General features: G+C 74.8%; 13 protein-coding genes. 9 read left to right on the top strand and 4 right to left on the bottom strand.

The features are described 5' to 3' along the window. Positions 1–91 precede the first annotated feature (91 nt). The 4 genes from LGQ04_RS03335 (at position 92) to LGQ04_RS03350 (ending at position 6,755) form a co-directional block, all read left to right on the top strand. The gene (locus tag LGQ04_RS03335; protein ID WP_229242175.1) at positions 92–1,351 is read left to right on the top strand and encodes an aminotransferase class I/II-fold pyridoxal phosphate-dependent enzyme; all 1,260 of its coding nucleotides are present in this window, start codon (positions 92–94) and stop codon (positions 1,349–1,351) included. Between the two features lie 74 nt (positions 1,352–1,425). Then, the gene (locus LGQ04_RS03340; protein WP_229242177.1) at positions 1,426–2,094 is read left to right on the top strand and encodes a TetR/AcrR family transcriptional regulator; all 669 of its coding nucleotides are present in this window, start codon (positions 1,426–1,428) and stop codon (positions 2,092–2,094) included. Between the two features lie 20 nt (positions 2,095–2,114). Continuing rightward, entirely contained in the window at positions 2,115–4,718 is a 2,604-nt protein-coding gene (locus LGQ04_RS03345; RefSeq protein ID WP_229242178.1) for an MMPL family transporter, read from the top strand. A gap of 81 nt (positions 4,719–4,799) precedes the next feature. Beyond that, complete coding sequence (locus LGQ04_RS03350; protein ID WP_229242179.1) at positions 4,800–6,755, top strand: penicillin-binding transpeptidase domain-containing protein; 1,956 nt, start codon at positions 4,800–4,802, stop codon at positions 6,753–6,755. A 61-nt stretch (positions 6,756–6,816) separates the two neighbouring features. Here LGQ04_RS03350 and LGQ04_RS03355 read toward each other — a convergent pair whose 3' ends face one another. Further along, positions 6,817–7,722, bottom strand: coding sequence for a DUF11 domain-containing protein (locus LGQ04_RS03355; protein WP_229242180.1), 906 nt, complete (start codon positions 7,720–7,722; stop codon positions 6,817–6,819). A gap of 611 nt (positions 7,723–8,333) precedes the next feature. On the opposite strand from LGQ04_RS03355, the gene LGQ04_RS03360 reads away from it, so the two are divergent. Continuing rightward, positions 8,334–9,866: a dicarboxylate/amino acid:cation symporter gene (locus tag LGQ04_RS03360; protein ID WP_372469917.1), complete on the top strand. Its 1,533-nt coding sequence runs from the start codon at positions 8,334–8,336 to the stop codon at positions 9,864–9,866. Between the two features lie 106 nt (positions 9,867–9,972). Here the strand turns inward: LGQ04_RS03360 and LGQ04_RS03365 are convergent, their stop codons facing one another. Further along, positions 9,973–10,434 carry a hypothetical protein gene (locus LGQ04_RS03365; protein WP_229242181.1) on the bottom strand — a complete coding sequence of 154 codons (462 nt, stop codon included), beginning with the start codon at positions 10,432–10,434 and terminating at the stop codon, positions 9,973–9,975. A gap of 108 nt (positions 10,435–10,542) precedes the next feature. Then, positions 10,543–11,517 (bottom strand): quinone oxidoreductase family protein, encoded by a 975-nt coding sequence (locus tag LGQ04_RS03370; RefSeq protein ID WP_229242183.1) that lies wholly within the window; start codon positions 11,515–11,517, stop codon positions 10,543–10,545. Between the two features lie 186 nt (positions 11,518–11,703). Between LGQ04_RS03370 and LGQ04_RS03375 the strand changes: the two genes are divergently transcribed. Continuing rightward, positions 11,704–12,093 (top strand): TraR/DksA family transcriptional regulator, encoded by a 390-nt coding sequence (locus LGQ04_RS03375; protein ID WP_229242184.1) that lies wholly within the window; start codon positions 11,704–11,706, stop codon positions 12,091–12,093. Between the two features lie 41 nt (positions 12,094–12,134). On the opposite strand, the gene LGQ04_RS03380 is transcribed toward LGQ04_RS03375, so the two are convergent. Then, complete coding sequence (locus tag LGQ04_RS03380; protein WP_229242186.1) at positions 12,135–13,412, bottom strand: amidohydrolase; 1,278 nt, start codon at positions 13,410–13,412, stop codon at positions 12,135–12,137. Between the two features lie 104 nt (positions 13,413–13,516). On the opposite strand from LGQ04_RS03380, the gene LGQ04_RS03385 reads away from it, so the two are divergent. The 3 genes from LGQ04_RS03385 to LGQ04_RS03395 all read left to right on the top strand — a co-directional run bounded on the left by LGQ04_RS03385 (position 13,517) and on the right by LGQ04_RS03395 (position 15,718). Next, positions 13,517–14,230 carry a Pr6Pr family membrane protein gene (locus LGQ04_RS03385; RefSeq protein WP_229242188.1) on the top strand — a complete coding sequence of 238 codons (714 nt, stop codon included), beginning with the start codon at positions 13,517–13,519 and terminating at the stop codon, positions 14,228–14,230. A 24-nt stretch (positions 14,231–14,254) separates the two neighbouring features. Next, positions 14,255–14,884 carry a hypothetical protein gene (locus LGQ04_RS03390; protein WP_229242190.1) on the top strand — a complete coding sequence of 210 codons (630 nt, stop codon included), beginning with the start codon at positions 14,255–14,257 and terminating at the stop codon, positions 14,882–14,884. Positions 14,885–14,989: 105 nt separating this feature from the next. Beyond that, the gene (locus LGQ04_RS03395; RefSeq protein WP_229242191.1) at positions 14,990–15,718 is read left to right on the top strand and encodes a copper resistance CopC family protein; all 729 of its coding nucleotides are present in this window, start codon (positions 14,990–14,992) and stop codon (positions 15,716–15,718) included. Positions 15,719–15,778: the final 60 nt, after the last annotated feature.

A 15,778-nucleotide genomic window follows, 5' to 3' on the forward strand; every position in this document is an offset into this window, starting at 1 on the left:
GGACCTGGACGAGGTCGGCAGGTCGGGTCCGCCGATCTCGACCGGGTCCGCCGATCTCGCCGGAGAGCGCACCGCCTCCTAGCCTGGGCGCATGGCCGACACCCCGCTCCGCACCCCGCTGGACGTCCTCACGCTCGACGAGCTGCGGCGTCGGACCTCGGTGAAGTGGCGCGCGTTCGAGCCGGACGTGCTGCCGCTGTTCGTCGCGGAGATGGACACGGCGCCGTGCGAGCCGGTGGTCGAGGCGGTGACCGCGGCCCTGTGCGCGGGCGACACGGGGTACGACCACGGCACGGCCTACGGCGAGGCGTACGCGCGGTTCGCGCAGCGGCGGTGGGGCTGGTCGTTCGACCCGGCGGCGACCCGCACCCTGCCCGACGTCATGGTCGCCGTCGTGGAGGTGCTGCGCGTGCTCACGGCGCCTGGCGACGCCGTGGTGGTCAACCCGCCGGTGTACCCCCCGTTCTACGGGTTCGCGCGCAACGAGGGGCGTCGGGTCGTGGAGGCGCCGCTGGGGGCGGACCTGCGCCTGGACCTCGACGCCCTGGAGGCCGCCTTCGCGGAGGCGACCGGTGCCGCGGCGCACGGCCGAGGGCCGGGGTCGGGGCGGCGCGCCGTCTGGCTCGTGTGCAACCCGCACAACCCGACGGGGACGGCGCACACGCCGGCCGAGCTCGCCGCGGGGCTCGCGCTCGCGGAGCGGTACGGGGTGCGGGTCGTCGCGGACGAGATCCACGCGCCGCTCACGCGGCCCGGTCTGGACGGGCGGCCTGCCACGACCCACACCCCGGTGCTCACGGTGCCGGGGTCGCACGACGCGGTGGCGGTGGTCTCGGCGTCGAAGGCGTTCAACCTGCCGGGGATCAAGGCCGCGGCGGCGGTCGCGGGGCCGGGGGCGGTGGACGACTTGCGGCGCGTGCCGGAGGAGGCGAGCCACGGGGTGCACCACGTCGCGGTGCTCGCGCACGTCGCGGCTCTCGACCACGGGGAGGCGTGGCTGGACGCGGTGCTCGCCGGGGTGGAGCGCAACGCGCACCTGCTGTCCGACCTGCTCGCGCAGCACCTGCCGGCGGTGCGGTACCGGCCGGGCGAGGCGACGTACCTCGCGTGGCTCGACTGCCGCGCCCTGCCCGGCGGGTCCGCCGGGTCGGCGTCCGGGAGCGTGCCCGACGGCGCGCGGTCGCCCGGGGCGGACCCGCGCGGCTGGTTCCTCGACCGGGCGCGGGTCGCTCTGGAGGACGGGCGCCGGTTCGGTCGGGGCGGCGAGGGGCACGTGCGTCTCAACCTCGCGACGGGCGTGGACGTGCTGGCGGAGGCGGTCGCGCGGATGGGGGCGTCGCTCTCCCGGTGAGGGGGCGACGGGGCGTGACGAACGCCTCACGCCTTTCGATGCACTGAGTGCAACGATGCACCTAGTGTGGACGGGTGCCCGACGTCTCTCCCCCCGTCGACCGGCGCGCGCGGCTCAAGGCCCGCACGCGACGGTCCATCGTCGACGCGGCGGCGGCGCTCATGCAGTCCACGCGCGGCCTGGACTTCACGGTCGACGAGCTCGCGGAGCGCGCCGACGTCGCGCGGCGCACCGTCTTCAACCACTTCGCGTCGATCGACGACGTCATGGCGGCCGTCCTGGCCGACGCCTTCCACTCCGTGGTCGACGCGCTCGACGACGCGCCCGTCCCGCAGGCCGACGACCCGCGCGCCGCGGTCGCCGCGGACGCCGCCCGGGCCCTGCGCTCCGCCGACCTCGTCCCCGCGCTGTCGTCCCTGACGCGCGGCCTCGGGATCGGCGACTGGGCGGCGTGCGCGGCCGAGGACGTGGCCGTCCCCGCCCACCAGGTCGTCCTCCTGCTGCGGTCCCTCGTCGGGACGAGCGACGATCTCGCGGACGCGCTCCACCGGCGTCACCCTGGTGTCGAGCGCATCGACGTCGACCTCGTCGTCGGGTCGATGACGAGCAACCTCGTCGTGCTCCACCGCTACTGGTTCGCCCGGACCGGGGGAGCGGACGACGCCGCCTCCCGCGCCGCCTGGGCCGACCTCCTCGACCGCATGGTCCACCTCACCGGCACCACCGGTCTCCCCGCCACCTGACACACCCTCGGAAGGACACCATGGCAGAGCTCCTCTACCGTCTCGGGCGCGGCGCCGCCCGGCACGTGCGCGCCGTCGTCGCGGCGTGGCTCGCGCTCCTCGTCGTGGCGGGCGTCGGCTTCGCCGTCGCCGGCGGCACCCTCACCGACAGCTTCTCCATCCCGGGCACGCCCACCGAGGAGGTCACGGACCGCGTCGCCGACGAGCTGCCCGAGGCGGCCGGCGGCACGGGCACGGTCGTCCTCACGACGACGGGCGACGAGGCGTTCACCGCCGACCAGGAGTCCGCGCTCGCCGACGTCTTCGCGGACGTGGAGGCGATCGACGGCGTCGAGACGGTCGTCGACCCGTTCGCCTCGGAGGCGGACCGTGCCGACCAGGCCGCGCAGCTCGACGCCGCGCAGGACGAGATCGCGACCGGGCGCGAGCAGATCGAGGCCGGTCAGCAGCAGCTCGACGACGCCCGGGCGCAGCTCGAGCAGGGCCAGGCCCAGCTCGACGCCGCCCGCGCCCAGGCCGAGGCCGCGGGCCAGGCCGACGCCGTCGCGCCCCAGCTCGACGCGCAGCAGCAGCAGATCGACGCCGGGCTCGCCGAGCTCGACACGCAGCAGGAGACGCTCGACGCGAACGCGGCCGAGCTCGAGGCGGGCGTGGCCGAGCTCGAGCAGGGCCAGGCGCTGCTCGACCTCGCGTCCGAGATCCGTGTGGTCTCCGAGGACGCCGACGCGGCCGTCGCGACGGTGGTGTTCACCGAGGACCAGTTCACGGTGTCGCAGGACACCCGCGACGCCGTGATCGACACTCTCACCGAGGGCGTCGCCGCGATCGACGGTGTCGAGGTCGACCTCGGCTCCGACATCTCCATGGAGGCCCCGTCGATCATCGGCCCCGGCGAGATCGTCGGCCTCGTCGTCGCGGGCGTCGTGCTCGTCGTCATGCTGGGCACGTTCATCGGTGCCGGGCTCCCGCTCGTCACGGCGCTCGTGGGCGTGGGCGTCGCCGCGCTGGGCGCCCTCGCGTTCTCCGGCGTCGTCGAGATGTCGTCGGTCACCCCGGTGCTCGGCCTCATGCTCGGCCTGGCCGTCGGGATCGACTACGCGCTGTTCATCGTCAACCGGCACCGGCGACAGCTCAAGGAGGGCTACGACGTCGAGGAGTCCATCGGGCTCGCGAACGGGACCTCCGGCAACGCGGTCGTGTTCGCCGGGTCGACCGTCGTCATCGCGCTCCTCGCGCTGAACGTCACGGGCATCCCGTTCCTCGGCCTCATGGGCACGGTCGGCGCGGCGAGCGTCGCGATCGCCGTGCTCGTCGCGGTCACGCTCACGCCCGCGCTGCTCTCCGCGATCGGCCCGCGCATCCTCAACCGCAAGGAGCGTGCGGCCCTGGAGCCGGTGCACGGCGCGCACGCGGCCCCGAGCACGGCGACGACCGGCACGGACGGCAAGCCTGTCCGCCCCATGTCGACCCTCGTCGCCGTGGGCCGCGTGGTTCTCGGCGTCGCGGTGCTGGGCGTCGTCGCCATCCCCGCGACGGACCTGCGCATCAACCTGCCCGACGGCTCCTCCGAGCCGCACGACTCGACCGCGTACCAGGCGTACTCCACGGTCGCCGAGGAGTTCGGGCCGGGAGTCAACGGCCCCCTGCTCGTCGTGGCGGACGTGCCCGAGCCGGTCGCGGAGGAGGACCTCGTCGCCGTCCAGCTCGGGATCGGCGAGCAGCTCGCCGCGCAGGACGACGTCGTCGCGGTCGCGCCCGCCGGGGCGTCCGAGGACGGCACGGTCCTCGCGTTCCAGGTGGTGCCCGCCGAGGGCCCGACGAGCGAGTCCACCGAGGAGCTCGTCCACCACCTGCGCGACCTCACGCCCCTGACCGTCGACGCCGCCGGCGGCGAGGTCGAGCTCGGGGTCGCGGGCGCCGCGAGCGGCAACATCGACATCTCCGAGAAGCTGTCCGCCGCGCTGCCCGTCTACCTCGCCGTGGTGATCGGCCTCTCGCTGATCATCCTGGTCGTCGTGTTCCGCTCGCTGCTCGTCCCGCTCGTCGCGACGGCCGGGTTCGTCCTGTCGTACTACGCGGCGCTGGGCGGCGTGGTCGCGATCTACCAGTGGGGCTGGCTGGCGCCGGTGTTCGGCGTGGAGCAGCCCGGCCCGGTGCTGAACTTCCTCCCGACCATCCTCGTCGGCGTGCTCTTCGGTCTCGCGATGGACTACATGCTGTTCCTCGGGACGGGCATGCGCGAGGCCTACGCCCACGGCGCGCCGGCGCGGCTCGCCGTCGTGCAGGGCTTCCGGGCGGGCCGGTCCGTGGTCACGGCGGCCGCGATCATCATGATCTCCGTGTTCGGCGGCTTCATCTTCGCCCACGACGCGATGATCCGGCCGATCGGCTTCGCGCTCGCGTTCGGCGTGCTCGTCGACGCGTTCGTCGTGCGGATGCTCGTCGTCCCGGCGGTCATGCACCTGCTGGGCGGCGCCGCGTGGTGGCTGCCGAAGTGGCTCGACAGGATCCTGCCCGACGTCGACGTCGAGGGTGCCGCGCTCGAGCGGCGCCACCCGCACGTCGAGGGCTCCGAGGAGCCCGCCGTGGCCGCCGGCGAGGAGGCGGTGAAGGAGTCGCGCTGACCTGACGGGGACGCACCGGGCCGTGGGCGCCGTGGGATACGGTCCGGTGTGTCTCGTCCGTCCGGAACAGGGGGAACCTCCGTGACCGTCGCCCACGCCCGCCCCGCCGCCCGGCGTCGCGCCACGGTCGCGCTCCTCGTCCCGGCGCTCGCGCTGCCGCTCGCCGCCTGCTCGCCCGACCGGCCCGAGCCCCAGGACGCCGCGGAACGGCTCGCCGCGGGCATCGCGGCCGGCGACGTGAGCGGACTGACCTTCTCCAACGGCGCCGTCGACGACGTGCAGGGCCACCTCGACGCCGTCCTCGAACCCGTCGCGGAGCTCACGCACACCGTCGAGGTCGAGACCGTGGACGTCGACGACGAGGGCGACGACGCGGGCGACCGCGCGACGGCGACCCTCGCCTACCGGTGGGACGTCACCGACGAGTCCGCCTGGGAGTACACGACCACCGTCGACCTCACCTTCGCCGAGCCCGGCGACGGGGAGGACGGGCCGGGCGCGTGGGAGGTCGCCTGGGCGCCGGACGTCCTCGTGCCCGAGCTCGGGCAGGGCGACCGCCTCGCCGTCGAGCGCGTGCGCCCCGACCGTGCCGACGTCCTCGGCGCCGACGACGTCCCGATCGTCACCGACCGGCCCGTGCACCGCCTCGGCGTGGACAAGACGCGCGTGGCGGCCGACGCGTGGGACGGCGCGGCGCGGGCGCTCGCGGACGTCGTCGGGATCGACGCGGACGAGTACGCCCAGCGCGTCGCCGGGGCGGGCGAGAAGGCGTTCGTCGAGGCGATCACGGTCCGCACGGAGGACAGCGCGGGGATCGACGTCGACGCGGCGCGGCAGATCGACGGCGTCGCCGTCCTCGACGCGGAGCTGCCGCTCGCCCCGACGCGCGAGTTCGCGCGGCCCCTCCTCGGCCGGGTCGGCGCGGCGACCGCCGAGGTCGTGGAGGAGTCCGACGGCGCGGTGGCGGCCGGGGACATTGTCGGCCTGTCGGGCCTGCAGCGGCAGTACGACGAGCAGCTGCGCGGCACCCCCGGCGTGTCGATCTCCGTGGTGCCGGACGGCGGCACGCCGGACGAGGAGACCCGGGAGGTGTTCGCCGTCGAGCCGGTGGCGGGCGTCCCGCTGAGCACGACCCTGCGCCCCGACATGCAGATGGCCGCGGAGCAGGTGCTCGCCGGCCAGACGTCGCCGAGCGCGATCGTCGCGATCCGCCCGTCGACGGGTGACGTGCTCGCGGCGGCGAGCGGGACCGCGGGCGAGGGCCTGTCGACGGCGACGACCGGTCAGTACGCGCCGGGCTCGACCTTCAAGGTCGCGACGACGCTGGCGATGCTGCGCGCGGGCCTCACCCCGGACTCGACGGTGGCCTGCCCGGCGGAGATCACGGTCGACGGCCGCACGTTCCAGAACGTGCCGGGCTACCCCGCGGACGCGCTCGGCGACGTCCCGCTGCGCACCGCGTTCGCGAACTCGTGCAACACCGCGATGATCGGCCAGCGCGACACCGTGAGCCAGCAGGCGCTGCACGACGCCGCGGCGTCCCTCGGCCTGGGCGTCGAGGCGGACCTCGGCGCCCCGGCGTTCTGGGGGGACGTCCCGACGGACTCCGTGGGCACCGACCACGCGGCGTCGATGATCGGCCAGGGCCGCGTTCTCGCGTCCCCGCTCGGCATGGCGACGGTCGCGGCGAGCGTGGCGGCCGGGCACCGGGTCGCGCCGGTCATGGTCCGCCCCGACGTGCAGCCCGCGGACGCGGAGCAGCCGTCCGGCGACCTCACCGAGGACGAGGCGGCGACCCTGCGCAGCCTCATGCGGTCCGTCGTGACCGACGGGTCCGCGTCGATGCTGGCCGACCTGCCGGAGGAGCCGGGCGCGAAGACCGGCACCGCGCAGTACGGCGACGGCACCCAGGCGCACGCGTGGATGATCGCGACGCAGGGCGACCTCGCCGTCGCGGTGTTCGTCGAGACGGGCGACGGCGGGTCCACGACGGCCGGCCCGCTCATGCGCGACTTCCTCGACGCGCCGAACCGCTGACGCCGGCACCGCGGGGCCCGGCGCGCTGACGGGGCGGCCCGCCCCGTCCGCGCGGCAGGTGTCACGGGCAGCTGATCAGCAGGCTCGTGAGGGTGGTGCAGTTCGCACTCGCGGTGTCGTTGGCGGCGTTCGGGTCCGTCGGGCTCGACGACGTGCGGGTCGCCGTCGCCGGCAGCGAGCCGAGCGACAGCAGGCCGACGTTGACGGTGAAGCTCCGGGTCGCGGTCGTCCCGTTCGCGACGGCGGCCGTGTCGCACGTGATGGTGTCGTTCCCCGACGAGTAGGTGCACCCAGGCGGCAGCCCGGTCGCGGAGGAGGCCTGGCTCGGCACGGCGACCGTGACGACCGACGCCGTCGCGTCGGCAGGGCCGGAGTTGGTCACGTCGAGCGTGTACGTGATCTGGGAGGACAGGAGCGGCCCGGCGACGGCGTCGAGCGACACCCCGAGGTCGGCGTCCGCGGCGAGGATCTCGAACGCCACGGGCGGCGACAGGATCGTGAGCGTGCTCTGGTCCGCGTAGCTCTGGGGCACGGCCACGGTGCCGGGTGCGGCGTCGTCGCGGACGGTCAGTTCGACGTCGACGGTGGTGACCTTGCTCGGCAGGTCGTCGACGGTGACCACGAGTGCCCCGTTGAAGCCGCCGAAGCCGCAGGTCACGGCGACTCCCGGGGCGAAGGTGCACGCGGTCAGGTCGAACACGTCGGCGAGCGACGGACCGCCGCCGCCGATGCGGTAGTCGACGTCCTTGGGCATGCCGTCGACGTTGCGGAAGGAGATCGTCGCGTCGACGGTGTCCCCTGGTGCCAGGTCGGTCTCCGAGTAGGTGACGGTGATGTCGCTGGTCCCCAGGGACCCTGTCGACGTGACGGGCGCTGCGGAGGCGGGTTGGGCGGCGGCGATGCCGACGGTCCCGAGGACGAGTGCGACGGCGGCCGCGGCCGCACGCCGCATGGTGAGCGTGTGCATGGTGGATCCCCCTGTGCCTCTTTCGAGGTCGCGGGCCGGGGCCCGCTCGGTTCGTGTGGCCCGCGTGGCGGGCGTCGGACGCGACCTCCGCCCGGACGGGGCGTGGCGCGGTCACGACGTCGTGCGGCGCTGCGGTGCGCTTCCCCCTGACGTCTTCGAGTGTCCGCCGCTGCCGCGGGGTCGGCAACCGGCGGGAATGCGCGACGGGGTCGAGGGGTTGGGGGAGCAGGTAGGATCGGGTGCCGCGGGCGACGATCATGCCGCCCTGCAGTCCTTCCAGCGAGACCGGGAGACACCTTCGTGTCCGTCAGCGTGCCCACGTGGTACCTCACCGAGCGCCGCGACGTCGACCTCCGTCGAGTCGCCAGCGCGCTGTGTCGCTGACCCCTCGTCGTCGCTGATCCTCCCGCCGCTCCCCGGCTCCCGGACCCGTCCCGTCCCGTCGTGACGCGCGGTTCCTGAGGTCCCGTGCGGTCCGCGGCCGTCCGGCTGGACCCTCCGCCCGACCCCGTCCCGGGTCCGTCGCGCGGAGGCGACGACACACCCCGCCCCCTCCCCGAGCGCGGCCGTGTCGCGCCCGTGCTCCCGCACGCACCCCGAAAGGTCCTTCCGTGCCCTCGACCTCCTCCACGCCGCCCTCCGCGGCCAAGCCCGACGCCGCGTCGTCGGCGTCCGGCAAGCGTCGCCGACGCTTCCCGTCCTTCAGCACCCAGATCCTCCTCGGCCTCGCGCTCGGCGTGGTCCTCGGCGGCGTCGCGCTCGCGATGGGCCCCCAGGACGCCGACGGCGAGGTGCCGAACGGCCTGACGACGACGCTCGCCACCATCGGCGGGTCGTTCGTCACCCTGCTCAAGGCGATCGTGCCGCCGCTGGTCTTCACGGCGATCGTCGCGTCGATCGCGAACCTGCGGACCGTCACCAACGCCGCGCGCCTGGCCGGGCAGACGCTCCTGTGGTTCGCCATCACCGCGGCGATCTCCGTGGCCGTCGGCATCGGCCTCGGCCTGCTGTTCCAGCCGGGCAACCGGGCGTCGGTCTCGGTCGAGGACGCGTCCGAGGTCGGCCGCACCGGGTCGTGGCTCGACTTCCTCACCGGCATCATCCCGGGCAACGTGCTCGGCCTCGGGGCGAGCACGAACCTCGAGACCGGCGCGGACGGTGCCGTGAGCGGCGCGTCCACGTCCGTGAGCTTCAACGTGCTGCAGATCCTCGTCGTCGCTCTCGTCATCGGCATCGCGGCGCTGAAGTCCGGCAGCAAGGCCGACCCGTTCCTCGCGTTCAACCGGTCCGCCCTGGCGATCATCCAGAAGGTGCTCTGGTGGATCATCCGCCTCGCGCCGCTCGGCACGCTCGGCCTCATCGGCAACGCCATCGCGACGTACGGGTGGAGCTCCCTGAGCTCGCTCGCGTGGTTCGCCGCCGCGATCTACGTGGGCCTCGCCCTCGTCCTGTTCGTCGTGTACCCGGTGCTGCTGCGCGCCAACGGCCTGAAGATCACGAGCTACTTCAAGGGCGCCTGGCCGGCGATCCAGCTCGCGTTCGTCTCGCGCTCCTCGATCGGCACGCTGCCCGTCACGGAGCGCGTCACCGAGCGCAACCTCGGCGTGCCGCGCGAGTACGCGTCGTTCGCCGTGCCGCTGGGCGCGACGACGAAGATGGACGGCTGCGCCTCGATCTACCCGGCCATCTCGGCGATCTTCGTCGCGGAGATCTTCGGGATCGACCTGACGATCCCCGACTACCTGCTCATCGCGTTCGTCTCCGTGGTCGGCTCGGCCGCGACCGCGGGGCTCACGGGCGCGGTCGTCATGCTCACCCTCACGCTCTCGACGCTGGGCCTGCCCCTCGCGGGCGTCGGCCTGCTGCTCGCGATCGACCCGATCCTCGACATGGGTCGCACCGCGGTGAACGTCGCGGGCCAGGCGCTCGTGCCGACGATCGTCGCCAAGCGCGAGGGCATCCTCGACGTCGAGCAGTACGAGTCCGCGACGGCGGAGGACCTGTTCGCGGACGACGAGACCGCCGACGCCGCGACCGGCACGACGGACGAGGCGACCTCGGGCACCGAGGAGGCCGCGGCGTCGGGCACGGCGGGTGCTCCGGGCGCGGCGGGTAAGGAGCCCGTGGAGGCCGGCACCCGCTGACGCCGACCACGGACCTCCTCGCACCCGAGACCGGGGTTGCTGCCGCTATCCGACGGATACCGGCAGCAACCCCGTTCTCGGCGCTGGAGGAGGCGCTGCGCTCAGGTCAGGCGGCGAACTCGTACCCGGCCTCGGCGCACTGCGTGCGGAACGACTCGAGCGCCGGCTCGAAGTCGACCGTCGTGACCTCGACACCCGTGAGGGCGGCCTCGAACGGGGCCTTGATGCCGTTGAGGTCGGCCTGGAGCTCGATGTCGGCGAAGCGCTGGACCGAGGCGATCTTGTCGCGCGTGGTCGCGAGCTCGGTCACCGTCTCGTCGGTGACCTCCTCGGTCGTCAGCGGGAAGGTCTCGTCGACGCGCGTCGCGAGGGAGTTCTCGCCGCCGTCGTAGAAGCCGGCGCACGACTGCTCGATGGGGAGCACGGTCGCCTCGGGCGCCTCGGCCTCGGTGGTGGTGGTCTCGTCGGGGGTCGTGGTGTCGCTGCTCGACGGGTCGGTCGTCGACGCGCAGGACGCCAGCAGGAGGGCACAGGAGAGCGCCGCGGTAGCGGCAAGGTACTTACGCATGCTAAGGATTGGACACCGGCGCGCCCCGCCCGTGCAAGGAAGTTTCCGACCCGGAGCGGCTCTCAGCGGCGGAATCCCGCCGATTCCTCGCCCTCCCTGTGGGCAGCCTCACACGTCTGAGACGCCCGTCTCGGTCCCGTTCTCGTCGACCAGCAGGACGACCTTCCCGCGCACGTGGCCACCGGCGACGAGGTCGAGCGCCGCCGCGGCGTCGGCGAGCGCGAAGCGTCGCGCGACCTCCAGTCGCAGACCGCCGTCCTCCGCGAGCGCCAGCACCTCGTCGAGCGCACCCCGCGCGTCGACCTTGTCCACGATCCCGGCGGCGCGGGCCGCGGCGGACCCCGCGACGGTGACCGCCATCGGCGGCGCGTCGGGATCGGGGTCCGTGAGGCCGTCCCCGAGCAGCTCGACCGTCGCCTCCACCGTCTCGGCCGAGCCGACGAGGTCGACCACGACGCTCACCTCGTCGAGCCCGTCGCCCAGCGCACGAACCGCCGCGACGAGCCCCGCGCCGTAGGCGACCGGCGTCGCGCCCAGAGAACGCAGGTACTCGTGGTTCGCGGGCGAGGACGTGCCGACGACCCGTGCCCCGAGCGCCCGCGCGATCTGCACCGCCGCCGAGCCCACGCCCCCGCTCGCACCGTGCAGCAGCACCACGTCGCCCTCGCCGACGTCCGCCTGGACGAGCGCCGAGAACGCGGTCGCCGCCGCCACCGGCAGCACCGCCGCCTGCTCGAACGGCACCGACGACGGCTTGCGCCGCACCTGGTCCGCCCGCGCGAGAGCGAGCTCGCGCTGAGCACCGGTCCCGTGCCACACCACCTCGTCGCCCGGAGCGAACCCCTCGACCTCGGGGCCCACGGCGTCCACCACCCCGGCGGCCTCGAACCCCAGCACCCCGGGAACAGCGCCCCCGAACGACCCCGCGAGCCGCTTCACGTCCGCCGGGTTGACGCCGATCGCGACGTTCGCCACGCGGAGCTGCCCCGCACCAGGCTCACCCACCTGCTCCCGCCCCACGTGCAGGCGCTCGGGCCCGCCGAAGGCGTCGAAGCCGACGACGGTCGTCGCCCGTGTGCTCATCGGTCCTCCCGGGATCGCCCGCGGGCGACGTCGCCCCGCCCGCACGGCGCGCAGGCGGCCCGGGACGGCCCGGACGCGCCCACTCTCCCACCACGGTGGACACGCTGCCAGCGTCCGACGCCTCGCGAGACGACGTGACCGCCGCCCCGGGAGGAATCTCGCCGCCGGGCGCGTTGCACCAGGACGATGACGTCACGACCGACCCCACGACCGGACGCTCGACCTCGCGTCGCGCACGACGGCGCACGCGACAGACTGCTCGACGTCCGTGCCGACGCCGAGCGGCGGCGCCGTGCGCTGCGGGCGGACGTCGTCGGCATCGTCGAGGCGTCGCGCGACTCGAACGCCGACGACGAGCACGACCCCGACGGCGCGACGGTCGCGTTCGAGCGGGCCCAGGTCGAGGCGCTCGCGCGGGACGCGGCGGCCCGCGTGGAGGAGGTCGACGCGGCCCTCGCACGCCTCGACGCCGGGACGTACGGCGTGTGCGCCCGGTGCGGACGGCCGATCCCCGCGGAGCGTCTGGAGGCCCGCCCGACGGCGACCGCGTGCGTCGCGTGCGCGTCGCTCCGGTGAGTGGGGTGTTGAGCGGGGCGAGCGTGGTGCTGCGGATCGGGTCAGCCGGTGAAGCGCTCGCGGCGCTCGACGACGCGGCCGGCGCCGCGGCCGTGGTTCCCGGCGGGGTCCCAGGTGTAGACCTCGGTGCCGGTGACGAGGACGTGCTCGGCGCGCGACGTCACGTCGAGGGGGTCGCCGGACCACACGACGACGTCGCCGTCGAGGCCGGGGGCGAGCGCGCCGACGCGGTCGTCGAGGTCGAGGAACGTGGCGGGGTTGAGGGTGAGGGCCTGCAGGGCGACGTCGCGGTCGAGCCCTTCCTTGACGGCGAGCGACGCCTGGTGCACGAGGAAGTTGATCGGGACGACGGGGTGGTCGGTCGTGATGGCGACGCGCACGCCCGCGCGGGCGAGGACGCCGAGCGTCGCGATGGCGCGGTCGCGCAGCTCGACCTTGGAACGGGTCGTGAACATGGGCCCGAAGATGACGGGCACGTCGCGCTCGGCGAGCACGTCGGCGACGGCGGCGCCGTCGGTGCCGTGGTTGAGGACGAGGCGGTACCCGAACTCGTCGGCGAGGCGCAGGGCGGTCGCGATGTCGTCGGCGCGGTGGGTGTGCTGGTCCCAGAACAGCTCGCCGGCGAGGACGCGCGCGAGCGTCTCCTTCGTGAGGTCGCGCTCGAACGGCTCGCCCTTCGCGTCCGCGGCGTCGCGCTTCGCGGCGTAGTTCTGCGCGTCGACGAGCGCGGAACGGATCACCTGGGCGACGCCGAGGCGGGTGGACGGGGTCTGCTTCTTGTCGCCGTACACGCGCTTGGGGTTCTCGCCGAGGGCGGACTTCACGGACACGGCCTCGCGGATCACCTGCTCGTCGACGGTGCGCCCGCCCCACGTCTTGATCGCGACGGTCTGCCCGCCGATCGGGTTGCCCGACCCGGGCTTCACGACGGCGGTCGTGACGCCGCCCGCGAGCGCGTCGCGGAACCCCTCGTCCTCGACGTAGATGCCGTCGATCGCGCGGAACGCGGCACCGTTGGGGTTCGTCATCTCGTTCGTGTCGTTGCCGGCCCAGCCCTCGCCCTCCTCGTGGACGCCGAGGTGCGCGTGGGCCTCGACGAAGCCGGGGAGCACCCACCGGCCGTGCGCGTCGAGGACGCGGGCGCCGTCGGGCACGACGACGTCCGCGCCGACCGCGGTGATGATGCCGTCCTCGATCAGCACCGTGCCGTTCTCCACGGGGGAGGAGGCGATCGGGACGACGTAGCCGTTCGTGACGGCGACGGTGCCTCGGGCGGTGCGGGGCGTGGTGCGCTCCGGGCGCGTGGGGGAGGAGGTCATGACCCCATCATCACCCGGCGGGTGCGGCACGGGCGGGGCGCGGGCGGCGATAGGCTCGGCGTACGGGCCGTCGTCGGCCCGGTGGAGCGCGCGAAGGAGCACGCATGCACGTCGTCGTCGGTCTGTTCCGGCTGTTCCTCGTCGTCCTCGCGCTGGTGGGCACGCGCGCGATCTGGCGCGACGGCGACGTCGAGGGGCTGATCTACTTCACCAACCAGACCGGGTTCCTCGTCGCGGTCGCGTTCACGTGGTCGGGCGTCGCATCCCTGCTGCGACGTCGGCAGCCGCCCGCGTGGGTCACCGGCGCGGTGACGCTGTTCGCCGCCATCACGGGCCTCGTGTCCCTCCTCGTCCTCGCCCCCGAGGACCCCGACGCCCCGGCGGTGTTCCTCGGCCTGACCGACGGGCAGATCGAGCACGAGGTGCTTCCTCTCGCGGTCTTCGTCGACTTCGTGCTCCTCACCCCGCACCGCCGCCTGCGCGGCCTCACCGCCGCCCAGTGGCTGCTCTACCCCCTCGCCTACTTCGCGTTCACCACGATCCGCGGGTTCGTCAGCGCGGGCAGCGAGTACCCGTACGGGTTCGTCGACCTCGACGCGCTCGGCTGGACGGGCCTCCTCGTCAACGTCGTGCTCTACGGCGCCGGGTTCCTCGTGCTCGGCCTCGTGCTCGTCGGCATCGACCGCGTCCTGCCCGCGCGCGCCCTCGTCGGGGGGTACGACGGCGCGGTCGACCCCGGCGACGACGCGGGCCCTCCGCCCGGCGACGACGTGACCGACGCCCCTCCCGCGACCCCGGGAGCAGGTCTCAGCGCGTGAGACCGAGCCGTTAGGCTGGGGCGCATGGTCTCCCCGGTCGCCGGCCCGCTGCGCCTCGCGCGCGCGGCGCTCGTCGCGACCCTCGTGCTCGCCGTCACGGCGGGCGCGCACGCCCTCGGCGGGGGACACCTCCCGGACCCGCTGGTCCTCGCCGCGCTCGGCGCGTTCACGCTGGCCGGGACCACCGCGGCGGCACGGCACCGCTTCACGGTGCCGCGGCTCGTGGGCGTGCTCGGCGGTGCGCAGCTCGGCCTGCACCTCACGCTCGACGCCCTCGGGCACGGTGCGGTGGCCTGCACCTCCACGGGCGCGGGCCACAGCGGTCACGGGGGCGTCGTCTGTCCCACGGTGGCCGACGCCGCGGCACCGGCCGTCTCGGCCGTCGCCCCGGTCGTCCCCGGCACCGCGATGTTCCTCGCGCACGTCGCCGCGACGCTCGTGCTCGCGGTCGTGCTCGCCCGGGGCGAGCAGGCCCTGGTGCGGCTCGTCGCCTGGCTCGCCCCGCGTCCGGTCGTCCTCGACCCGGTCGCCCTCCCCGTCGCGCGCGCGGTCCGCGCCGTCGGGCGGACGGTGCACGGCGCGGCCGCACGCCACCCGGGGACGGCCCCGACACGCGGGCCGCCGCCCGGCGGCCTCGTCGGGAGCCCTGCCTAGGACCTGCCCACCGCTCGCGCACCGCGCGAGACCCCGACGAGGACACCCCGGCGCACGCCGGCCGGGCCCCGCGGCACCCCGCCGCACCTCGACGGAAGACTCCCCATGACCCGCGAACGCACCCTCGCCGCCCGCCCGGCGGCCTCCCCCCTGTTCACGGCCCTCGTCGCGCTCCTCGCGGCGCTCGGCCTGACGGCCGTCCTCGCGACCGCGACGGCCCCCGCCGCCCAGGCCCACGACCGTCTCACCGGCTCCGAGCCCGGGGACGGCGCACAGCTCGACACCCCGCCCGCGGCGATCGCCCTGACGTTCAACACGGAACCGCTCGCCGTCGAACCCCGCGTCGTCGTCACCGACGCCGCGGGGGAGGTCGTCGCGGAGGGCGCGCCGACGATCGACGGCAGCGTCGCGACCCTCCCGCTCGACGCCGCGACCCTCGGCGGGGACTCCTACACGGTGGCGTGGCGCGTCGTCTCGTCCGACGGGCACCCCATCGAGGGGTCCTTCGGGTTCGCCGTCGCGGAGCAGCCGGAGCCGACCCCGAGCGAGCCGACGAGCGCCACGGACGAGGCGCCCGCGACCGAGGACGCCGCTACCGAGGACACCGCCACCGAGGACGCCGACGAGAGCGCGGCGGCGGAGCCGGACACGACCGCCGCGACGACCGACGAGGCGGACGCGACCGACGCTGAGGACGGCAGCAGCGCGCTCCCGATCGTCGTCGGCGCGATCGCCGTCCTCGCCGTCGTGGGCACGGCCGTCGTTCTGGTCCTGCGCCGCCGTGGCTACGGACCCGCCGACGGCGCGGACGACGGCACCGGCCCCCAGGCCTGACCTCCGGCGCACGACCGGGCGACGCGACCGCGTCGTCCGGGTCGTCGTGCTGGCCGAGGA

It is taken from the genome of Cellulosimicrobium marinum (assembly GCF_020551945.1).
Taxonomy (GTDB): domain Bacteria; phylum Actinomycetota; class Actinomycetes; order Actinomycetales; family Cellulomonadaceae; genus Cellulosimicrobium; species Cellulosimicrobium marinum.

Excerpts from the sequence above, each read along its gene's own strand:
- LGQ04_RS03335 (WP_229242175.1), top strand. The coding sequence starts at position 92 with ATGGCCGACACCCCGCTCCGCACCCCGCTGGACGTCCTCACGCTCGAC.
- LGQ04_RS03365 (WP_229242181.1), bottom strand. The coding sequence starts at position 10,434 with ATGCGTAAGTACCTTGCCGCTACCGCGGCGCTCTCCTGTGCCCTCCTG.
- LGQ04_RS03380 (WP_229242186.1), bottom strand. The coding sequence starts at position 13,412 with ATGACCTCCTCCCCCACGCGCCCGGAGCGCACCACGCCCCGCACCGCC.
- LGQ04_RS03390 (WP_229242190.1), top strand. The coding sequence starts at position 14,255 with ATGGTCTCCCCGGTCGCCGGCCCGCTGCGCCTCGCGCGCGCGGCGCTC.
- LGQ04_RS03370 (WP_229242183.1), bottom strand. The coding sequence starts at position 11,517 with ATGAGCACACGGGCGACGACCGTCGTCGGCTTCGACGCCTTCGGCGGG.
- LGQ04_RS03395 (WP_229242191.1), top strand. The coding sequence starts at position 14,990 with ATGACCCGCGAACGCACCCTCGCCGCCCGCCCGGCGGCCTCCCCCCTG.
- LGQ04_RS03375 (WP_229242184.1), top strand. The coding sequence starts at position 11,704 with ATGACGTCACGACCGACCCCACGACCGGACGCTCGACCTCGCGTCGCG.
- LGQ04_RS03385 (WP_229242188.1), top strand. The coding sequence starts at position 13,517 with ATGCACGTCGTCGTCGGTCTGTTCCGGCTGTTCCTCGTCGTCCTCGCG.
- LGQ04_RS03345 (WP_229242178.1), top strand. The coding sequence starts at position 2,115 with ATGGCAGAGCTCCTCTACCGTCTCGGGCGCGGCGCCGCCCGGCACGTG.
- LGQ04_RS03355 (WP_229242180.1), bottom strand. The coding sequence starts at position 7,722 with ATGCACACGCTCACCATGCGGCGTGCGGCCGCGGCCGCCGTCGCACTC.